Here is a 17,347-nt window from a genome sequence, read left to right as displayed (position 1 = left end):
AGAATGTTTACACTGAAACTTCAATGACGGGACAACCTTTCGATCACTGTTATCCTAACGTTTTCCAGACTCGTGATATCAAGGGAAAAGTGCGGGGATAAGGACCGTGATATACGCAGGTAACACCGCCAGCATAAACGGAAACTTCAATGTCTTCTCCTTGTTCACCAGCTTGAGCGAACCAAGCATGAAGAACCCTGCAAGATTGCCTGCCATGCCTCGAATTCGTTTCGCTGAGTTCTTACGGAACAGAAGAATCACTAAACCAACGGCTCCCGCATACAAAACCGAATAAATAATCACATGAATGCCAAAAGCGAGTCCCGTCCATACACCAATACTACCAAACAATTTCACATCTCCTGCTCCTACCGCTCCAATCGCATACATAAGGAACAAGATACCAAAACCAGCGGCAAATCCGGCGGCTGAGAACAAGAAGCCATTCCATCCTCCCCATATGATATGGGCTAGTACGCCAGCTACAGTCACAGGTAAAGTCAATCGATTGGGAATTTTCATGAAACGAATATCTGTAATAAAAGCGGCAATAACGTATATGCCACAGGCAATGAAAAACCACTTCACCTCCATCCTCTCCTTTCTTATTTTCTGGAGGCCACGTTGAACGAAGTCTCCGTTTTGGCACCATCCGCAGTCTCAACCACAAAACTCCATGAACCTTCTGTTGTCCGAGTACCAACAAACCAATGCCATTCAATGATTCCATTCTCATCTGCGGTGGCCCAGCCGATGTGCTTTGCAGAGCTTTCACCTGACTTATAAAATATCGTTAAGTTGGCTGTCGCTCCTGGTTCTACCTTCACCTTGATCGTTGCATTGTTGCCTATGTAAGCCGGGTCAGGCTTCGACAGTACCGTTGCAGAGCCCGCAGTATGCCCGTCTCCTCCGCTACCATCAGCTCCTTCTCCTGTATCTCCAATCCATACCCGTTCTGCCGCAGCAGCCTGAATCCGTAGCGGTTTGCTAAGGAAGGGTACCTTTATAGGTAATTCATAACTCAGTTCAAGCCGAAAATATGGATTCGTTTTGTTCTTGAGATCAGGTATGGAAACGCCATTCACATGAACACGTTCCATATCTAGCAGAGTTGGCTCGATAAATGGTTTAAGCAGCGGTTTTACTGTGGGATCAAGCACCGTTTCCAGTACGGATGTCTTGATTTCCTGTAAGGGCTGTTCACCACTGGCCGCTGCTGATCGTACCCAATCACTTAATGGCTCAGGCAGTGAAGAAGCATATCCTTCTGCCCATTCTGTCAGAGACAACTCTGGTATCTTCCAGCCCCCTGCCGAGCCCTCACCGCCTGCAGAATCAGAAGGTGTGAACACGAGGGATACCGGATATATTTTCGTTGATAACTGCTTTACCGCTTCCCCCGCCGTACTCTGTAGCGCTGTGGAGATTAGAGTCATCTGCACAATGAAAATGAGAAACATGATAAAGAACAGAAAGACAGGCAAAACCAGTGAGGCTTCCAGAACCATGCTGCCCTGTTCCTTTTTCGGAAAACACATCTGCTTTTTCAAAGACTTCAAACGTGCCATTCTGCATATTCGTGTTAAAAGAATCTGTAATTGTGTGTTTTCTTTTTCATATCGTTGCTGCTTATCCATAATCCCTCCACCGAAACGATCCCGATCATTCAATAGGAATAATCCGCCTTCCGCTCAATGAAAAATCTGCCATCTTCAACCTGATCCGCACTCCCCATAACTGCACCTATACTTCTAACCACCCCTGGCAAAAACCACAGTTTAACGCTACTTCGCATGTTACCTGAAGCATATGTCTGTTTCTCATCTGGATTTACGCCGGTATTCAATCGGATCAGAGCCAGCATTCTCGACATTTTGCGTTCATTGTTGCTATGCATTAAAAGGAACAATCGCAGATGATCCCTGTACGTCAGTTTAACTTTGATATACTTGGACAATTCCACACTGCCTTCTTTCGCCAGTTTCACCATATCGGCAATGGCGTTTGTAATTCCGTGCAAGATGGCCGCCGATAACACCAGAAGTGGATTTCCCAGTTTACTGTGCTCAATTAACCCTTCTGCCGTCCGAATAGCCAGCCGCATCCCAAAGATCTCCGCATATGCCGCAGCAATGTTACCCGAAGGATTGTGAAACCCGTATACGATATACTCCAATTCCTGATTCTCCAATTTGAAAACATCACCGGCATCTCCACCTTCAGTCCAGGTAAATAACTGACCAAAATCCATTGAGTTAAAATAAGCAAGGGCATACTCATTCTGAAATAATTCATCGCCAAGGCTATCCAGCAAACCGGACATCCCGCCGAACAAACTGTCCATTCCCTTCATGGCATCCCCACCAGAGTCATAGGGATCAGCAGCAATTTCTGCCTTTTTGGCTTCCTCACGACTAGCCTCGTTAAAAGCAATATTAGCGTTGTAATACTCCTCCAGCTGTTTGAAAGCGTCCATGGAACCAGAACTTCCTTTTTCAATCTGCGACAAGATCCGTTTAACTTCCTTCAACTTCCCTTTGGATTCTTTGTCATTTGCATTGCGCTGGGCATCCGAACCTCGACCACTCTCCAGCTGTTGCTTACTCTGGAGGATGAGGTTGGCAGGACCATTACGCACATAGGTATCCATATAACGTTCGGTAATCTGACTTGCCTGTCTGACCGCGGGTTTAATCGGAACCCCACTCATGCCCGTAACGCTGCGAAGCTGAGTATTCAACTCCATGTTGTCTCTTCTGACGTTAGAGAAGTCCGAATTTTGTGATTCCACACGTGCCTTCAACTGATCAAACAAACTATCCGTCCTCACAAGCTCAGAAGCGAGGGAACGTGTGTTTTTGGCTTCACTCCCTGATCCTGTAGATGCAGGACTCGTTCCAGGCAGATTCGAGTTTCCCACATTGTCATAGCTGGCATTCTGTGAACGGTTCTCCCCCTCTGCAATCACACGTTTCATTTCCTCATTCATCTTGCGTGCTTCTTCGATCTTGGACTGCGCTTCCTCCAGCTTCGTTTGATGGGCCTGTAACGCGGGCTGTATGATCATGCTGATGCCTGTCACCACATTACTCACACCAGTCCGATAACGCGCCAGCTCCAATATGTATTGTTGCTCTCTGAATGGCAGTCCCTCATCTGCCCGTTTCTTGTTTAGATAATCTGCATAACGTGCCGCTGCTTCGGCAGCTGTCTCTGGTGTTTCTTCCATCATTTCTTCATAGATGGCCTGTGACGGCGGGTTCATGATCAAGTTCGGAAGATTCTTCAGCTTTTCCGCAGATTCCGTCTGATTCACAATGGCCTCGTCCAGTAATGCTTCACGATTGTCATATAATTTCTGTAATTTTTTCAGCAAGTCTACCGTGTGCGCGGCTTCCTTCATCTCGTCCGACATCGGTTTGAAACGATTAATCACTTCGAGGGTAAAATCAACCGGAGCCCGATACTTCATATCCTCCTGAATCTGGCGATTAAATATATCGTATCTGCCCAGTTCACGCTCCATGCTCAGCGAAGTTGTATCCCACTGGATATCCAGAATGGGGAATCCATCTTTTACGGATGAAGGCTTCACACTATCGTTCAGCACTTTAGCCATGATCGCATCCCCACTGCTGTCGCCATACCCGAATAAACCATACTCCCGGAGTGATGTGTCATAGGCTGACATGACGGATCTCATTGCAGCATGTGTCATTCGTTCGGTCTGCACTTTGAATGCCGCTATACGAGCGTAATCAATAAATATAGCTACAAACATATAGACTCCAGCCAATATTAATATCAAAAAAAGGGTTACAGCCCCCGACTCACCGTCTTTTTTTCTAAACAGATCTGCCCTCCTCCTTTGTTCACTTTTTGCTTTTGCCAAAATGCTGCACAACCTGACCGGCTTCTGCAGCCGTAGTGGTTGCTGTTCCGCCCTTGCCTTTAAACTTGGCTGCGTAATAACGGACCAGATCTACCGTTCGAATGAATTCAACCGGTTCAACAACTGCGGATGATCCCTGAGTCTGCACACGGTTCCCTGAATCGAACAAAAAAGAAGGAAGAGGCAGAGAAATTACCTGATCCAGCTTGGTCGTTATCTTCCTCTGAATCAGAGAATTCTGATATTCAATTGTTCCTTTCATGGCCGAAGGCATATGCTGCATCGCTTGTGCTAATTTCTGTTCCGAGAGACTTCCACCTTCACCAGCAGGTACAGAAACGCTAACCTGACTATCCGCTCCCACCCAACCAAACAGTGCGCCGAGCATACGATCATCCGTCAGTCTCCAGTACAGATTGTCATGTTCTCCAGCGACAAATTCACCCGTCATTGCCTGCTTGTAGCTGTTGTCCCAGCTATAAGCTGCACGTTCGGAAGCCGCATAGGCATGTTGATTCAGAAATGTCTTTTGATACATGTACATGGTAAAAAAGAGCAACAACACAAGAATAAACAGCACGACAGGGAAGATCAGGGAGGCTTCAACGGTGAAGCTCCCTTCTTCCTTCTTCAGCCTGTTAACCCGGGAAAAATTCATTACTTTTTGTATCCACTTTGCTAAGAAGAGACTTGATTAGTGCCGTTATTTGGTCTTTAAAAATCAAAGCAATAATGATAATAACCCCGATAATCAGAATCAGCTCCAATGTGCCGAGTCCGTCCTCTTCCTTCCAAAATGCGTTTACCTTGTTTTTCAACACGTCCATCATCCCAATTCCTCCTACATATTCATCATCATAAAAGCAGGTGCCCCGATCATGACCACGATCGTAAAAAAGATTAGCACCATCGGAAACACCAGTTTGGAAGAAGCCTGTTCTCCCTTCGCCCGACTGACAGCCTTGCGTTTCTCCCACAACACATGTGACAGATCCCGCAGCGCCAATACAAAGTCACCTCCTCCACGCCGGAAATTCAGCAGTACAGTTGTTGTAAAAATCGTCACTTCCTGCACACCGCAGCGGCGGCTGAACTGTTCAAATGATTGTTGAAACGAATAACCATTATTCCAATCTCCCACCGTCTTTCTGAGTTCGTTGTACAGCGGATGATTCCGTTCCCCCTGGCTTGTCACACAGTGAACGATGGCACGTTGCACGGTCTCGCCTGCGCCAACCAGCAGAACAATCCGGTTCAGCAGCTCAGGCAGCTCCATAAGGATATCCTGATCTCTTCGCTGCACCTTCGTATTGAGGTCTTTATAGAGTGCAAAAGGTAAAGCGATTCCTAGCGCGAGTCCACCCACCATGCCTCCGATGCCCATATCTCCAACGAGTGTTAACAGACATCCTACCAGTAACATGAGCCATGTGTAGGTCAGCATTTCAGCGCAATAGAGCATTGTTTTCTCCCCACTGTGCTGGATGCCATACATTTTTTGAATGGCATGTTGCATCCGAAACATGACTACAGGCAATCTGCGTCCGATTTCAAACTTTTCCAGGATAAACAGGAAGGGACCATGCAGTTTCTTCAGTCGCAATCCTTCCATATCCAGCTTGCGCAGATGGCGATAAGTCCGCCCCCGGGTTTGATCCAGCACCAGCCATCCCGCTCCGAGCACCCCTCCGACTATCACGGGAAGCAGCATCATTTCAGCTCCTTATACTTTGATATCCATAATGCGAGTAATCCACAGATAACAGCAGGCGAGTACTGCCAAGGCACCACTAGAGATGAGGTATCCCATCCCGCTATATAACGGCTCCATAAAATCCTTGGCGGTCAGATTCAGAAATATCAGAAAAATAAACGGAGCTGCAAACATCACCTTTGATTCGAACTTTTTCTGTGATACCGCGACCATAATATCCTGTTGAATGTCGAGCTTCTCACCAATCACCGCAGAGGTACGACGCACGACCTCAACCATATCCCCGCCAGTTCGTTTACAAGTAATGAACACGTCTGCAAAATTCGTTATATCCTCAATCTGCGCCCGATCCGAAAAATCCTGTAGCGCCTCTTCAATCGGTTGTCCATACTCCAACCGTGTCCGCAATATCGTGAACTCACGAATCAGGTCGGTATCCGCTTCCGGGTTCAACATTCGCAAATCCTCCACCGATTCCTTGAATCCATTCTCCACTGATTTTCCTGCGGCCAGTGCAGATGACAATGCATATAATGCTTGCTTAAAATGTAAACTGAGCGTCATTCTTCTTCGTTCCAGCAGTACCTTAGTCCAGTGTTTTGGTACCCATATGCAGCCTGGAGCCAGAATCGCTCCAGCCAACCAGTGGTGATAGAACAGAAGTCCAACTCCAAAGAACAGCAGACCACTAATCAGCATAGAGACCATTCGTTGTCTTCGGGAAAGCGTATATACGGTGTAATCCGTTAACATCTGTCTGGCTTCACCCAACATTAATCACCTTCCAATAACTTTAATTCACGTTGTTATCTGATGAACCCGATTCAATATTATATTTTCCTATGTATTCATTCAGCCATTGCCCGAGCCCAGCCATCTGAATTTTGTCGACCTGATTCAACTTCCCAACCTGTTCTAACCCGCCTATAATTCTGCCTTCCCGCTCTTCATGTTCCTGGAAACGAAACAGTGGATTCAGCAAAACCTCACCGTTCTGCATACCGATCACTTCACTGATTTCTGTCACCCGCCGTGAGCGGTCCCTTAACCGGGATAAATGTACAAATATATCGATTGCGGAACTAATCTGTTGTCGTACAACCGCAATGGGAAGATCCGCACCGCTGAGCACCATCGTTTCGAGTCTGCTGATCATATCCGAAATGGTATTCGCATGCCCTGTAGACAAGCTCCCATCGTGCCCTGTGTTCATGGCCTGTAACATATCCAACGCTTCCGCGCCCCTTACTTCGCCAATGACAATCCGGTTCGGACGCATCCGTAAGGAAGACTTGATCAGATCACGAATGGAGATTTGCCCTTTGCCCTCGGTATTCGCATTCCGTGTCTCCAGTGACACCAGATTCGGTACCGTTACAATCTGTAACTCAGCCGAATCCTCAATTGTAATAATTCGCTCATCGGCGGGGATGAACTGGGATAATGCATTCAGAAAGGTCGTTTTTCCCGAACCAGTTCCACCTCCAATGAATATGTTGTATTTGCTCCGTACCAACTGTTGCAGCAGTTCTGCAGCTTCTTCATGCAAGGCTCCCTTTTCAATCAGATCAGACATCTTCATCGGCTCACTCGGGAATTTACGAATGGTCATCGTGGGGCCTTTCAGAGCAATGGGAGGCAATACGATATTGACCCGTGAACCATCCTTTAACCGGGCATCCACGATCGGAGAAGACTCATTCACAATCCGGTTCACCCCGGACACAATCATCTGAATAATGTCCTCCAGCCGTTCCTTGGACTCAAATTCAAGGGTGATCTGACTGACCTCACCTTCTTGCTCCACAAAAATCTCCTTGTGACTGTTGATCATAATTTCCGTAATATCGGGATGATCCACGAGTGGCTGCAGAATATCCAATCCGCGAAAGGAGTCAAATAATCGCTGTACCAGTGTATGACGCTCACCAGACGTCAGATCATCAAGCTTCGGATCAGTGAGAACTTTGCGTTCTATCCCTTGCCATAGTTCATCATCTCCTGCGGAAGAGGTTAAATCGAGACCAGCCCTGACCTCCCTGCGCATGATCTGAAACTGTTCTTCACGATCCAGTATTCGATTGGATGAGTCCGTCATAACGCCCACCGATCCTGCTTCTGAATTCGTCCCGTCTGCTTCAATTCTTCTTCTCCATCTTGTACTAGCATGGCACATAATCTTTTCACTTCGCGCTGGAAGATCGGAGAACTAAGCATGACTTCTTCCTGACTAAGCTGCTTCCATGAAGGGATATATGGCAACACTGCATCCAGATGCAGATCAGATCGCGGAAGTGCATTAACGACATTGTCCCGATATTTATTGACCACGAAGCATGAACGATCCAACACGTTCTCGTACACATCTGGCTTGGTACGCTCGACATGCTGTAACCACTGTCCCCATCGATGCATGGCAGATACATCATCTTCAACTAGCCAGACAAAGGCATCTGCTGCATCCAGCACCCCTTCGCTGCGTCCATCCCAGCCGGAATCACCATCCAGAATGAGCACATCATATTGTCCGCATTCGGTCAAATAACGAAGCAGATTCGACGTATCCTCACGGGTCATCTGCAGCATTTCCTTCCGATTCGATAACGGCCAGAATACATCAGACTTCAACGCTTCGTGCCGAATCACATATCCATCCACAGCCTTCGATTGCACCTGTAACTGCTTGCCCGATTCCTTCCTGCCCACCTTCAGATCGTAAAGCAGGCGTGACAACCCCGTCTCCGCATCCGGGTTGCATTGTCCACTTCTGGAAAGTCCCTTCTCCAGAAACGGAAGCGTGCTATCCAGTGTCTCCAGATTAAGATAGAGTACAGCATAACCCGCAAGTCCCAATTGCTTTGCCATATGCAAGGCCACTGCCGTTTTGCCACTCCCGCCCGAAGCGGACACTACACCGATGGAGAGAGTCTCCTGCCCCGGACGATGCATTTTCTTGCGGCGCGGCTGCCGGCAAGCATTCATCACAGCCTCCAATAACGTTGGCAAGGGTTGGTATTTCATTAGCCGCTTCGTCTCGTCCACCTCATCCAGCCATTCACTCAGCATTAGCCAAGGTACACCCGATGCTTCTCCACCGTTGCTCAGCCAGTTGTTCAGAAATTCCGGTTCCGCAACGACCAGATCCGGCATCTCCCGACCTTCCTGCTGCTCGTTCATGTGATCTCTGAACGAATCCCATTGGGAGAAGGCCGTAAAACGCACTTGGGAACCTGACGCACTTCCCTGTACATAATCAAGCCAGGCACTAATGTAATCTCTGTCTTTGGAAACCAATACTGCCTTCAGTACAATCAATTTCTCCTTCCCTCCCTGCAAAAAAAGCACAAAAAAGCACCGTCCAATAACCGCATGAACATGCAGTATATGGACGGTGCTTCCGTCACGTGCTATGAATGTATGGATAATATAGCATACAATTTCTGGTGGAGCAAGGGGTTTATTCTAACCCTTTTTTCCTTAAGAGTGATACGGTGAATCGAACTCAATAATGTTACGGTCAGGATCAAGTACAAAAATCTGTGCGAATCCAGCCACACTCTCAGGTCTCGCTTCATACTCAATTCCCTGCTGCTCCAGCCAGGCTATAGTCCCTGAATAACTGGTGACCCAGATCGCAAAGTGACCGTCTGTTGTATCAATACCAGCCTCGCGCAGTGTGTGACCCTCCGGGTGTTGGAGCAGATGAAGTTGCTGACTTCCGATAGCGTACCATGTGCCTGTGGAGCGAAAAGCAGGACGCTCAATCTCCTGCATTCCGAGCAACCCCGAATAGAACTTTTTCGCGATTTCCAGATCACGTACAGCCAGACTAACGTGGTGGATGTGTGCATATTCAATCATGTTTGATATCCCCTCCCTAATTATACATGACTATACTATATCACCTTAAACCCTGACCATAATCTCCGCCAAAAAGAAAAGGACCTCTGATTCCAATCCTGTAAACCTTTCGGCTCACACAGATCTAGTTCAGAGGCGCCCTGCAAACGGCATACATCAATGCTCGCTTACCACATTAAATCATCTTTAACATAAGCTTTGGCATAACCAAATTATTTTGCGCTATCCAATGCTTCTTGTGGAATCTTAATCTCTTCCACTTGATCGTGGTTAGAAAATGCACTGTTCATCTTCATGTCCATCGTCATTTTCTGTCCATTCTGTTCCATCTCCATGACCATGGTTACGTCCGTACTTGCAGGGAGGTAGGTTTCTTTGTTAATCATGTATTTCATCTTCATGCTGGTGATATTCATCTGATCAAGCATGGCTTGCATCTGGGCATCCGATCCGTTTTGCTCCATCACGGCTTTGGCCAGTTCCTTCACGTTATCACCGGATACGTCAGCGTTAATCACATAATTGTCGCCTTCTTCAGTCACTTCAGTATCTTCTTCGATCTTTTTGAATTGCTCCAATTCACCTTCGGGATTCATGCTTGCTTTCATCTGCTCAATCAATTCACTCGTTTGAGCTTCAGGAATCGCAACCCATTGATCCCCAACTTGGGAGTAGATTTTGTCCGAAGTGATATACTGCTTCACGTTCTGAGCTTCCTGTCCTGACATTTCCATATTCATCTCTTGATAAATCATCATTGGATCTTTGATAATATCCATCTTGAGCGATGTTTTAACCTGTTGATCCTGGGACTGCTCACCAGCATCCAGTTTCAGATTCTGATCAATGTTTGCTTCAGTTGTGAAGCTTTTCATTTCTTTCGTAGCTGCATTGGTTTTAGTAATCAACTCGTCCAGGGTAGGGATCTTTGTCTCCTGCTCTGCAGGTGTATTGCCCTCGTTAGTCGTTTCGTTGTTAGTTGCTGGCGGCGTTGCCGTATTATCTGTGTCGTTACCGCATGCTGCCAAGCTTACTGCTAATAATGCCCCGATAAATAATGTAGTCCACTTCTTCAAGTTGTTGTCCTCCCAAAATAGATATGATCTATTGTCATTACCCAATTATTTCCGTTATTAATCACAAAAATCGATCTTTGATCTCTGGGGTAGGCAACATGCACGCTTCGTCCTTACCAAACCAGCGATATCGGTTACGCGCAACCCAGTTGTAGACTGCATTACGAATAAATTTCGGAACGATAATAAACACATATAACAACGGATAAGGGAACTTCAGACCTTTGGCCAATCGCAGCGCGGCAGTCGAACGTGTATAGTATTTTCCATTTTCGATCAGCACAAAGGTGTCCATACTGTCTGTCGACAGATTGCCCTTCTTCAGCAATTCCTTGGCTATATCGGATTGGAGCGAAGTAAAATGATATTTCCCTTCCGGGTCACGCTTGATAATCCACTTGGTTAATCCCTGACAGAAGTGGCAGACGCCATCCACCAGTACGATGGGATGTCCCTGATGCACATCCGTTTGATTTGCTGTCATATTGGCTGCCTCCTATTGTTGCGGTTAGAGTAACTTACCCACTTTGAGCCATCTTGTTCACTAATCTTAAATTTTATTTTATGGGAGATAAAAAGAAAAAGAGCGCAGGCATTGTGCCCACGCTCGTATCTGTCCGACAATTACTCCGTAACTGCCTTTTCCATCCATTGGTCATCGATCATCTGATGATGCAGGTCAGTTGCCCATTGGTCCATACATTTGCAAATGAAATCTTTGCGACATACTGGACAAGGCGTTTTCTGCAGACGGCTGATATTGGTCATCTTCCATTCCGGAGAACGGGAGTAGAATACACGGCATTTAGTACCGTCTACCAAATTCATTTTGAATTCATACAATCCGTCTTCCTTGTTACCATAAGCTAATTCTAAATCTGCAATACGCGGTCTATAAGACATGGATATCACCTGTTTAATTCAAATTTGGTTCATGCAATGACACTACTCAGTACTAAGTTATATTAAAGAAAATTCAGGTCAATGTCAACTCGCGCATGTCTACCCGCCAAACAGAATATCCAGAATCGTGCCCACCTGCCCCTGTTTTTTCCCTTTCAAGACATCCGGATCGAAAACTTCAACATACCCGCAGGAAGTACAACCCACGAACAGGTAGTGATTATGCTGAATATCGAACACCTTGCTCAGGCCTGCTCCTGACATGGAAACTTCCTTAATGTTACAATCCGTCCCCCTGCATTTCGTACATACAAATCGCCGCTCGATCATCTCTTCAATACTCATCTTCGTTCCCCCTTTATGGAATGTGTAGCATCAAGTGGGAGTGCAATTATGTAAAATAGTACGCGATCTTGCGTGTAATCTCCTGCATCATATTCATATATTATAACCAATACAAAGCCCTGCCGGTTGCCAGCAGGGCTTTGTACTTGAACATCAGGTATCCAGGATACCCTGCTCTATATCTTCCCCGTTACTACCGGGAGTCAGGTCTTAGACTACGTTTAATACAACATCAATGTTACCGCGTGTTGCTTTGGAATACGGGCAGAATTCATGTGCCTTGCGAGCCAGATCCTCTGCTTGACTGTGATCCACACCAGGCATGCTCACGTCCAGACGAACAGACAGCTGGAAACCGTCATCCGCAGGGTCTTTACCAATGGATACGTTACTTGTAACGACCACATCCTCCAATTTCACACCTGCTTTGCGTGCTACATTGGCAAGGGCACTTTCATAACATGCTCCGTATCCAGCGGCAAAGAGTTGCTCAGGGTTGGTACCTTCACCACCGGAACCACCAAGCTCTTTTGGCATTTTCAGATCATGCTTGAGCACGCCATCCGAAGAAGTTACCGAACCTGTACGTCCACCTTTAACTGTAGCTACTGCTGTATATAAAGCTTCCATTAAGAATCTCTCCCTTATCCATTAGTTTTAACTGCCTTCATTTCAATTTAAACTTCTGGCTCATTTTGAAACGCATTTTATATCTTTATCAGCTTTTACATCTTTATCATTTTCATGCATATCAGCTTCCATCGCTGTATTTTTCCTGAGGTTGGGTAATATACGAAGGGGCGTTTTTATGCTTCAGTCCAGATTTTGTCCTTATACATAAAAGTTGCACTAGACAAAAATAATTGAAGGAGTACAATGTAACAATAAACATAAAAATTTAGATATATCATGAGCGGTTCGTCCCGCATCAATATCTCAAAATCAATCATTCAAAGTCAGGTGATTATCGTATGAGTAAAAAAAATCCGTTCAACACGCCTTCAAGAGAATCATTGTCTACTGCTGGCATGGCCCCTTCTCTTGGAGAAGCACATAGCTCGATGAAAGTTCCGCAAAATGCTGCATGGTGGAAGAAATTCCTCGCTTTTGTAGGCCCAGGGTACCTCGTTGCCGTAGGTTACATGGACCCCGGCAACTGGGCAACAGATATTGCAGGCGGTTCACAGTTTGGGTATACCTTGTTATCCGTCATCCTGCTCTCGAACCTGATGGCCGTTGTGCTTCAATCATTGGCTGGGAAGCTCGGCATCGTCACCGGACGGGACCTGGCTCAAGCCTGTCGCGAACGCTTCAGCATGCCTGTCGTCATGATGTTATGGGTTCTGTGTGAGCTTGCCATTGCAGCCACGGATCTGGCAGAAGTCATTGGCTCTGCCATCGCGTTAAAGCTGTTATTTAACATTCCTATGTTATACGGCGTTATTATCACCGCAGTCGATGTACTATTGATCCTTGTACTGCAAAACAAAGGCTTCCGAGCTTTGGAAACTCTCGTCATTGTGCTGATGGCGACCATCGCCCTCTGCTTCGGGATTGACCTGTTCCTGGCAAAACCGGATATGGGCGGCGTTCTCCATGGTTTTGTACCCAATGTAGAGATTTTGCAGAACCCGGCCATGCTCTATATCGCCATCGGTATTATCGGAGCAACCGTGATGCCGCATAATCTATATCTGCATTCTTCCATTGTACAGACCCGTCAGATCGAACAGACACCACAGGGTAAAAAAGAAGCCATTCGGTACTCGACCATGGATTCTACAATCGCGCTGACACTGGCTCTGTTCATCAATGCGGCCATTCTGATTGTATCTGCCGCTGTATTCCACAGTGCCGGCATGACGCAGGTTGCGGAGATCGCTGATGCCTATCATCTGCTAACGCCTCTATTAGGTACTACTGTTGCAAGTATCCTGTTCGGTGTGGCGCTGTTGGCGTCAGGTCAGAACTCTACTCTTACAGGTACACTCGCTGGGCAGATTGTCATGGAAGGATTCCTGAATATTCGAATTCCAGCATGGCTGCGTAGACTGGTCACACGTCTGATCGCCATCATCCCTGCTGTAATTGTTACAGCCATCGCTGGAGAACATGGCACAGAAGAACTGCTCATTTTGAGCCAGGTCGTGCTGTCTCTTCAATTACCTTTTGCTGTAATTCCCTTGGTGATGTTCACGAGTGATAAAAAAAGCATGGGTGCGTTCGCCAACAAATTATGGCTCAAAATCATCTCATGGGTCATTGCCGCTGTTATCGTTGTGCTAAATGTATATCTGATCATTCAGACGATCCGCTTGTTCTAATTCATTCTAATTGACTAAATAATAAAAAGGCTGATCGACTCCGGTATGCGATACCCAAGTTGATCAGCCTTTTATTGTTGCTCTGCAGCAACGTGTCTTCATTTATAGTAGAAAATCTTGTACGCAATCATCTAATTCTGGTTTGGCGCCAATAACGGCAGGAGCTGATCCAATGAATCAACGGTCCAATCTGCACGTTCGTCATCCGATAGTTCCGGCTGGAATCTCCCGTAACCCTGCATAATCCGTATCGTACGCATGCCCAGCTTCCGAGCAGGAATAATGTCATTATCGATCCGATCGCCGATCATGACGGCTTCCTCTGGTTCACAACCGGCCTGCTTCAAGGCCACAGCGTATAACTCAGGGTCTGGCTTGGACACCCCTTCTTCAGCCGAACAGGCCAGAACATCAACATACTTTCGCAACCCGTAGCTCTCCAGTCTCTCTTCCGTTCCAGGACTCTGATTGGCAATAATGCCAATGCGATAATGCTTCGACAAGTGCTGAAGAACCGAATCCGCTGAAGGAAAAGGATGTTCAAGATCTTTTTGAAACTTCAGCTTGTCCTGAATCTGTTTCTGGTGCTTCTCGTCTCCAATGAATGTGCGAATAGCCACTCTCATCGGCCATTGCTCATAATTCTGGTAACAGTTCGCGAACAGTTCTCGTACCGCCTCAATCTTCACCGGATACCCCAAAGCGCAAGCTTCGCGAACGAACTGTCCGATAATATCATCAACCGGCTCCCATTCATCCACCAGCGTATCTCCAACATCAAAAAACAACCACTTCAATCCACCTACATCCGGCACGCCAATTCCTCCTTGTAAGCCACAGGCGATTCCTTATCCTTATTTAAAAGTTCGTGTTCAAAAAGTCTGGTTTTCAGTACCGAGAAGATGGAATGAAGCTAGAAATGGAGTAGCGGAGCGTAGGGAAAACTACGTGAGCAACGGACATTTCGGCTGAATTTCATATTCGATGCTGAGGATGCCGCCAGGCATCCTTCGTAATCAAAAGCGGACTTTTTGAACTACCTATAAAACCATAAAAAAGAAGACCCACCATCAAGCATGAGTCTCCTCAAATTTCCGTTTATTGATATATTCAATTATAACAGGCCCCTTACACCGGAGCAATCACAAGCTAACAAGCTAGCGCACTAACCATTCAGGAGAAAGCCGACTTCTCCATTAAGTGAATACACAATCCGGTCTGCACCCATTCCTCGATAAATGCCCTTTGGATGACTCTGCTCCGTAATGACGCACAGGGACTTCGATGTCCACGAACGGCAGATCTGCAAATATCGACAGGTCAGATTCAGGCTGTTCTCGAAAATAAACACGTTTCCTACGCTGCCCTGCGGCAAAAACCATTTTTGAGCTGCAGCCGTGTTCATTCGAATGACATGCTCTACCCCGATTCTACGGAGTCTACGCTCTTCCCCTGCACTGTTGGTTAGAACGGCAAACGGCATTTTTTTGTACATCAGCAATTTGATAAATTTGCGTCCTGCTTCATTTGGAGCAGTCACTAAGATCATCTCAGTATCCATCATTCGTTCCTCCCTTGGCGTGAAAAGACAACAAAAAAGAAGCGTGGGGGACCAAGGCCTCCCGAACGCTTCTTAAATAACCCATGGCGAAAACACCATGAACCAGCGTACGGCTTGTTGCCTCTCCCTTTAACGCTTACGAGGTTAGCTGACGGATTCGGGCGCGAGAGTCGCCCTATTTCCGGCTGTCACCGGAAAATTCACCCCATGAATACCACTGTCCTGGACAGCGCATTCCGTTGGTTCCCCCGTTTCCCACTCATCAATGAATGGAAACTCAGCGATTAAAACATCGTTCGTATATCTTAAAGTAAGATCGAGCGATATTATCGTTTGTTTCGTTTTTCAAGTACAATTTAGTTTAAATTGAAATTACGTTATGAATCATACACCCGCGACATGACGGTGTAAAGTCCGCCCAGATCACCGAATCGGCAGATTTTTGCCAATACCCATCCATAATAACGCTTACAATAAGGTTATACTCTACCCATCTCTTCAAGGCTATCTAATTCTCACTCTGACGAAAATCACATCGATATTCATTCACGTATTCTGCACAACTTGCCTGTTTTGATTCTTTTAACACCATATTAGTTTTGCAATATTTAATTGTAACCAATATAATAAGAGGTATAAGATTAGATCATGGAGGCGATTTAGATGACAGTCTACGATTACAAAGTGAATACCCTTCGCGGTCAAGAAGTTGAAATGTCCGACTACCGTGACAAAGTGCTACTGATTGTGAATACGGCAAGCTCATGTGGCCTTACTCCTCAATTCAAAGGTCTGCAAGAACTGCAAGACAAGTTTCAGGATGCCCCTTTTGCAGTTCTGGGTTTTCCAAGCAACCAGTTTGCACAGGAAAAAGGATCTTCCGACGACATTGCAGAGTTCTGTCAGATGAATTATGGCGTGAGCTTCCCAATGTTCGAGAAAATTGATGTGAACGGCTCAAGCGCTCATCCTCTCTTCCAGCATCTAAGCAAAGAAGCTCCTGGCCTGCTCGGCTCCAAAGCAATCAAATGGAATTTCACCAAATTCCTTGTGGATCAGAACGGACAGGTACTGAAACGTTACGCTCCCAAAACAACACCCGACAAGATTGAAGAAGATATCAAGAACTTGCTTCAAAAATAACACACAGGCCACCCGCAACCGGACGATCGCCCCGGTAATGGATGGCCTTTTTTCTGACCTGAGGTTCTACTGGCCGAAAATACAAAAAGAAGAAGCTTTCCAATAAAGGAAAGCTTCTTCTTAATCGTTCATATGATGCGGTCGAGAGGACTCGAACCTCCACGGGCATACGCCCACTACCCCCTCAAGATAGCGTGTCTGCCATTCCACCACGACCGCATGTCGTAAATAATCGGCAACAGAATTGATTATACCGGCTTTAGATCTAAAAGTAAAGCACTTTTTAATACTTCTTTATCAGCCAGGCATTTTCCTCAAAAATCGCATATTCTCGTCATGTTCAGTCATGAACTGCATATCATTAGTTTTGATCCCCTCTTTTCCGGATAGAGCCGATCTGTGTAATCATTTATATATAGTAATATATAGTCTTCCCCTACACTCTGATAACAACTGACGTTGAATGATATATTAGATAACACAACATATGATTTATCAATTTAAAACCATAAATTACAAGGATTCTAT

General features: G+C 46.1%; 19 protein-coding genes, 1 tRNA gene and 1 riboswitch. Of the genes, 2 read left to right on the top strand and 18 right to left on the bottom strand.

Features of this window, described 5'->3' with window-relative positions; genetic code table 11:
- Window positions 1-78: 78 nt before the first annotated feature.
- The 15 genes from WFI24_RS06390 to WFI24_RS06320 form a co-directional block, all read right to left on the bottom strand.
- A complete protein-coding gene (locus WFI24_RS06390) occupies window positions 79-594 on the bottom strand; it encodes an A24 family peptidase (RefSeq protein ID WP_336759559.1) in 516 nt (171 codons plus the stop codon).
- A gap of 11 nt (window positions 595-605) precedes the next feature.
- Complete coding sequence (locus WFI24_RS06385; protein WP_442956199.1) at window positions 606-1,637, bottom strand: pilus assembly protein; 1,032 nt, start codon at window positions 1,635-1,637, stop codon at window positions 606-608.
- Between the two features lie 29 nt (window positions 1,638-1,666).
- Window positions 1,667-3,892, bottom strand: coding sequence for a hypothetical protein (locus WFI24_RS06380; RefSeq protein WP_336759557.1), 2,226 nt, complete (start codon window positions 3,890-3,892; stop codon window positions 1,667-1,669).
- Window positions 3,873-4,550, bottom strand: coding sequence for a TadE/TadG family type IV pilus assembly protein (locus WFI24_RS06375; RefSeq protein WP_336759556.1), 678 nt, complete (start codon window positions 4,548-4,550; stop codon window positions 3,873-3,875). Before WFI24_RS06375 ends, WFI24_RS06380 begins: the two co-directional genes overlap by 20 nt.
- On the bottom strand, window positions 4,531-4,722 hold the full coding sequence (locus tag WFI24_RS06370; RefSeq protein ID WP_336759555.1) for a Flp1 family type IVb pilin: 192 nt from the start codon (window positions 4,720-4,722) through the stop codon (window positions 4,531-4,533). Before WFI24_RS06370 ends, WFI24_RS06375 begins: the two co-directional genes overlap by 20 nt.
- Before the next feature lie 11 nt (window positions 4,723-4,733).
- Window positions 4,734-5,603: a type II secretion system F family protein gene (locus tag WFI24_RS06365; RefSeq protein ID WP_440131250.1), complete on the bottom strand. Its 870-nt coding sequence runs from the start codon at window positions 5,601-5,603 to the stop codon at window positions 4,734-4,736.
- Window positions 5,604-5,615: 12 nt separating this feature from the next.
- A complete protein-coding gene (locus tag WFI24_RS06360) occupies window positions 5,616-6,380 on the bottom strand; it encodes a type II secretion system F family protein (protein WP_336759554.1) in 765 nt (254 codons plus the stop codon).
- Between the two features lie 19 nt (window positions 6,381-6,399).
- Entirely contained in the window at window positions 6,400-7,704 is a 1,305-nt protein-coding gene (locus WFI24_RS06355) for a CpaF family protein (protein WP_336759642.1), read from the bottom strand.
- The gene (locus tag WFI24_RS06350; protein ID WP_336759553.1) at window positions 7,701-8,921 is read right to left on the bottom strand and encodes a nucleotide-binding protein; all 1,221 of its coding nucleotides are present in this window, start codon (window positions 8,919-8,921) and stop codon (window positions 7,701-7,703) included. Before WFI24_RS06350 ends, WFI24_RS06355 begins: the two co-directional genes overlap by 4 nt.
- A 162-nt stretch (window positions 8,922-9,083) precedes the next feature.
- Complete coding sequence (locus WFI24_RS06345; protein ID WP_145320399.1) at window positions 9,084-9,467, bottom strand: VOC family protein; 384 nt, start codon at window positions 9,465-9,467, stop codon at window positions 9,084-9,086.
- A gap of 212 nt (window positions 9,468-9,679) precedes the next feature.
- Window positions 9,680-10,543, bottom strand: coding sequence for a DUF6612 family protein (locus tag WFI24_RS06340; protein WP_336759552.1), 864 nt, complete (start codon window positions 10,541-10,543; stop codon window positions 9,680-9,682).
- 61 nt (window positions 10,544-10,604) lie between these two features.
- Entirely contained in the window at window positions 10,605-11,027 is a 423-nt protein-coding gene (locus WFI24_RS06335) for a thiol-disulfide oxidoreductase DCC family protein (RefSeq protein ID WP_336759551.1), read from the bottom strand.
- Between the two features lie 140 nt (window positions 11,028-11,167).
- Window positions 11,168-11,446: a hypothetical protein gene (locus tag WFI24_RS06330; protein WP_336759550.1), complete on the bottom strand. Its 279-nt coding sequence runs from the start codon at window positions 11,444-11,446 to the stop codon at window positions 11,168-11,170.
- Window positions 11,447-11,545: 99 nt separating this feature from the next.
- Window positions 11,546-11,791, bottom strand: a complete 246-nt coding sequence (locus WFI24_RS06325; RefSeq protein ID WP_145320406.1) for a zinc ribbon domain-containing protein — start codon at window positions 11,789-11,791, stop codon at window positions 11,546-11,548.
- 210 nt (window positions 11,792-12,001) lie between these two features.
- On the bottom strand, window positions 12,002-12,421 hold the full coding sequence (locus WFI24_RS06320; RefSeq protein ID WP_145320408.1) for an organic hydroperoxide resistance protein: 420 nt from the start codon (window positions 12,419-12,421) through the stop codon (window positions 12,002-12,004).
- Between the two features lie 398 nt (window positions 12,422-12,819).
- Here WFI24_RS06320 and WFI24_RS06315 point away from each other — a divergent pair, with 398 nt between their 5' ends.
- Window positions 12,820-14,115, top strand: a complete 1,296-nt coding sequence (locus WFI24_RS06315; RefSeq protein WP_336759641.1) for an Nramp family divalent metal transporter — start codon at window positions 12,820-12,822, stop codon at window positions 14,113-14,115.
- Window positions 14,116-14,246: 131 nt separating this feature from the next.
- On the opposite strand, the gene WFI24_RS06310 is transcribed toward WFI24_RS06315, so the two are convergent.
- Window positions 14,247-14,930, bottom strand: a complete 684-nt coding sequence (locus tag WFI24_RS06310) for an HAD family hydrolase (RefSeq protein WP_336759549.1) — start codon at window positions 14,928-14,930, stop codon at window positions 14,247-14,249.
- Between the two features lie 350 nt (window positions 14,931-15,280).
- The gene (locus WFI24_RS06305) at window positions 15,281-15,679 is read right to left on the bottom strand and encodes a hypothetical protein (protein WP_235193755.1); all 399 of its coding nucleotides are present in this window, start codon (window positions 15,677-15,679) and stop codon (window positions 15,281-15,283) included.
- 115 nt (window positions 15,680-15,794) lie between these two features.
- Window positions 15,795-15,969: riboswitch (cyclic di-AMP (ydaO/yuaA leader) on the bottom strand.
- Window positions 15,970-16,339: 370 nt separating this feature from the next.
- Here WFI24_RS06305 and WFI24_RS06300 point away from each other — a divergent pair.
- A complete protein-coding gene (locus WFI24_RS06300) occupies window positions 16,340-16,819 on the top strand; it encodes a glutathione peroxidase (RefSeq protein ID WP_145320411.1) in 480 nt (159 codons plus the stop codon).
- Window positions 16,820-16,955: 136 nt separating this feature from the next.
- Here the strand turns inward: WFI24_RS06300 and WFI24_RS06295 are convergent.
- Window positions 16,956-17,038: transfer RNA gene (locus tag WFI24_RS06295), tRNA-Leu, on the bottom strand.
- Between the last annotated feature and the right edge of the window lie 309 nt (window positions 17,039-17,347).

The sequence above is a fragment of the Paenibacillus sp. USHLN196 genome (assembly GCF_037144955.1).
Lineage (GTDB): Bacteria > Bacillota > Bacilli > Paenibacillales > Paenibacillaceae > Paenibacillus > Paenibacillus xylanexedens_C.
Note: the sequence above shows the minus strand (reverse complement) of the source record. Positions and strands in the feature narration are given on the sequence as shown.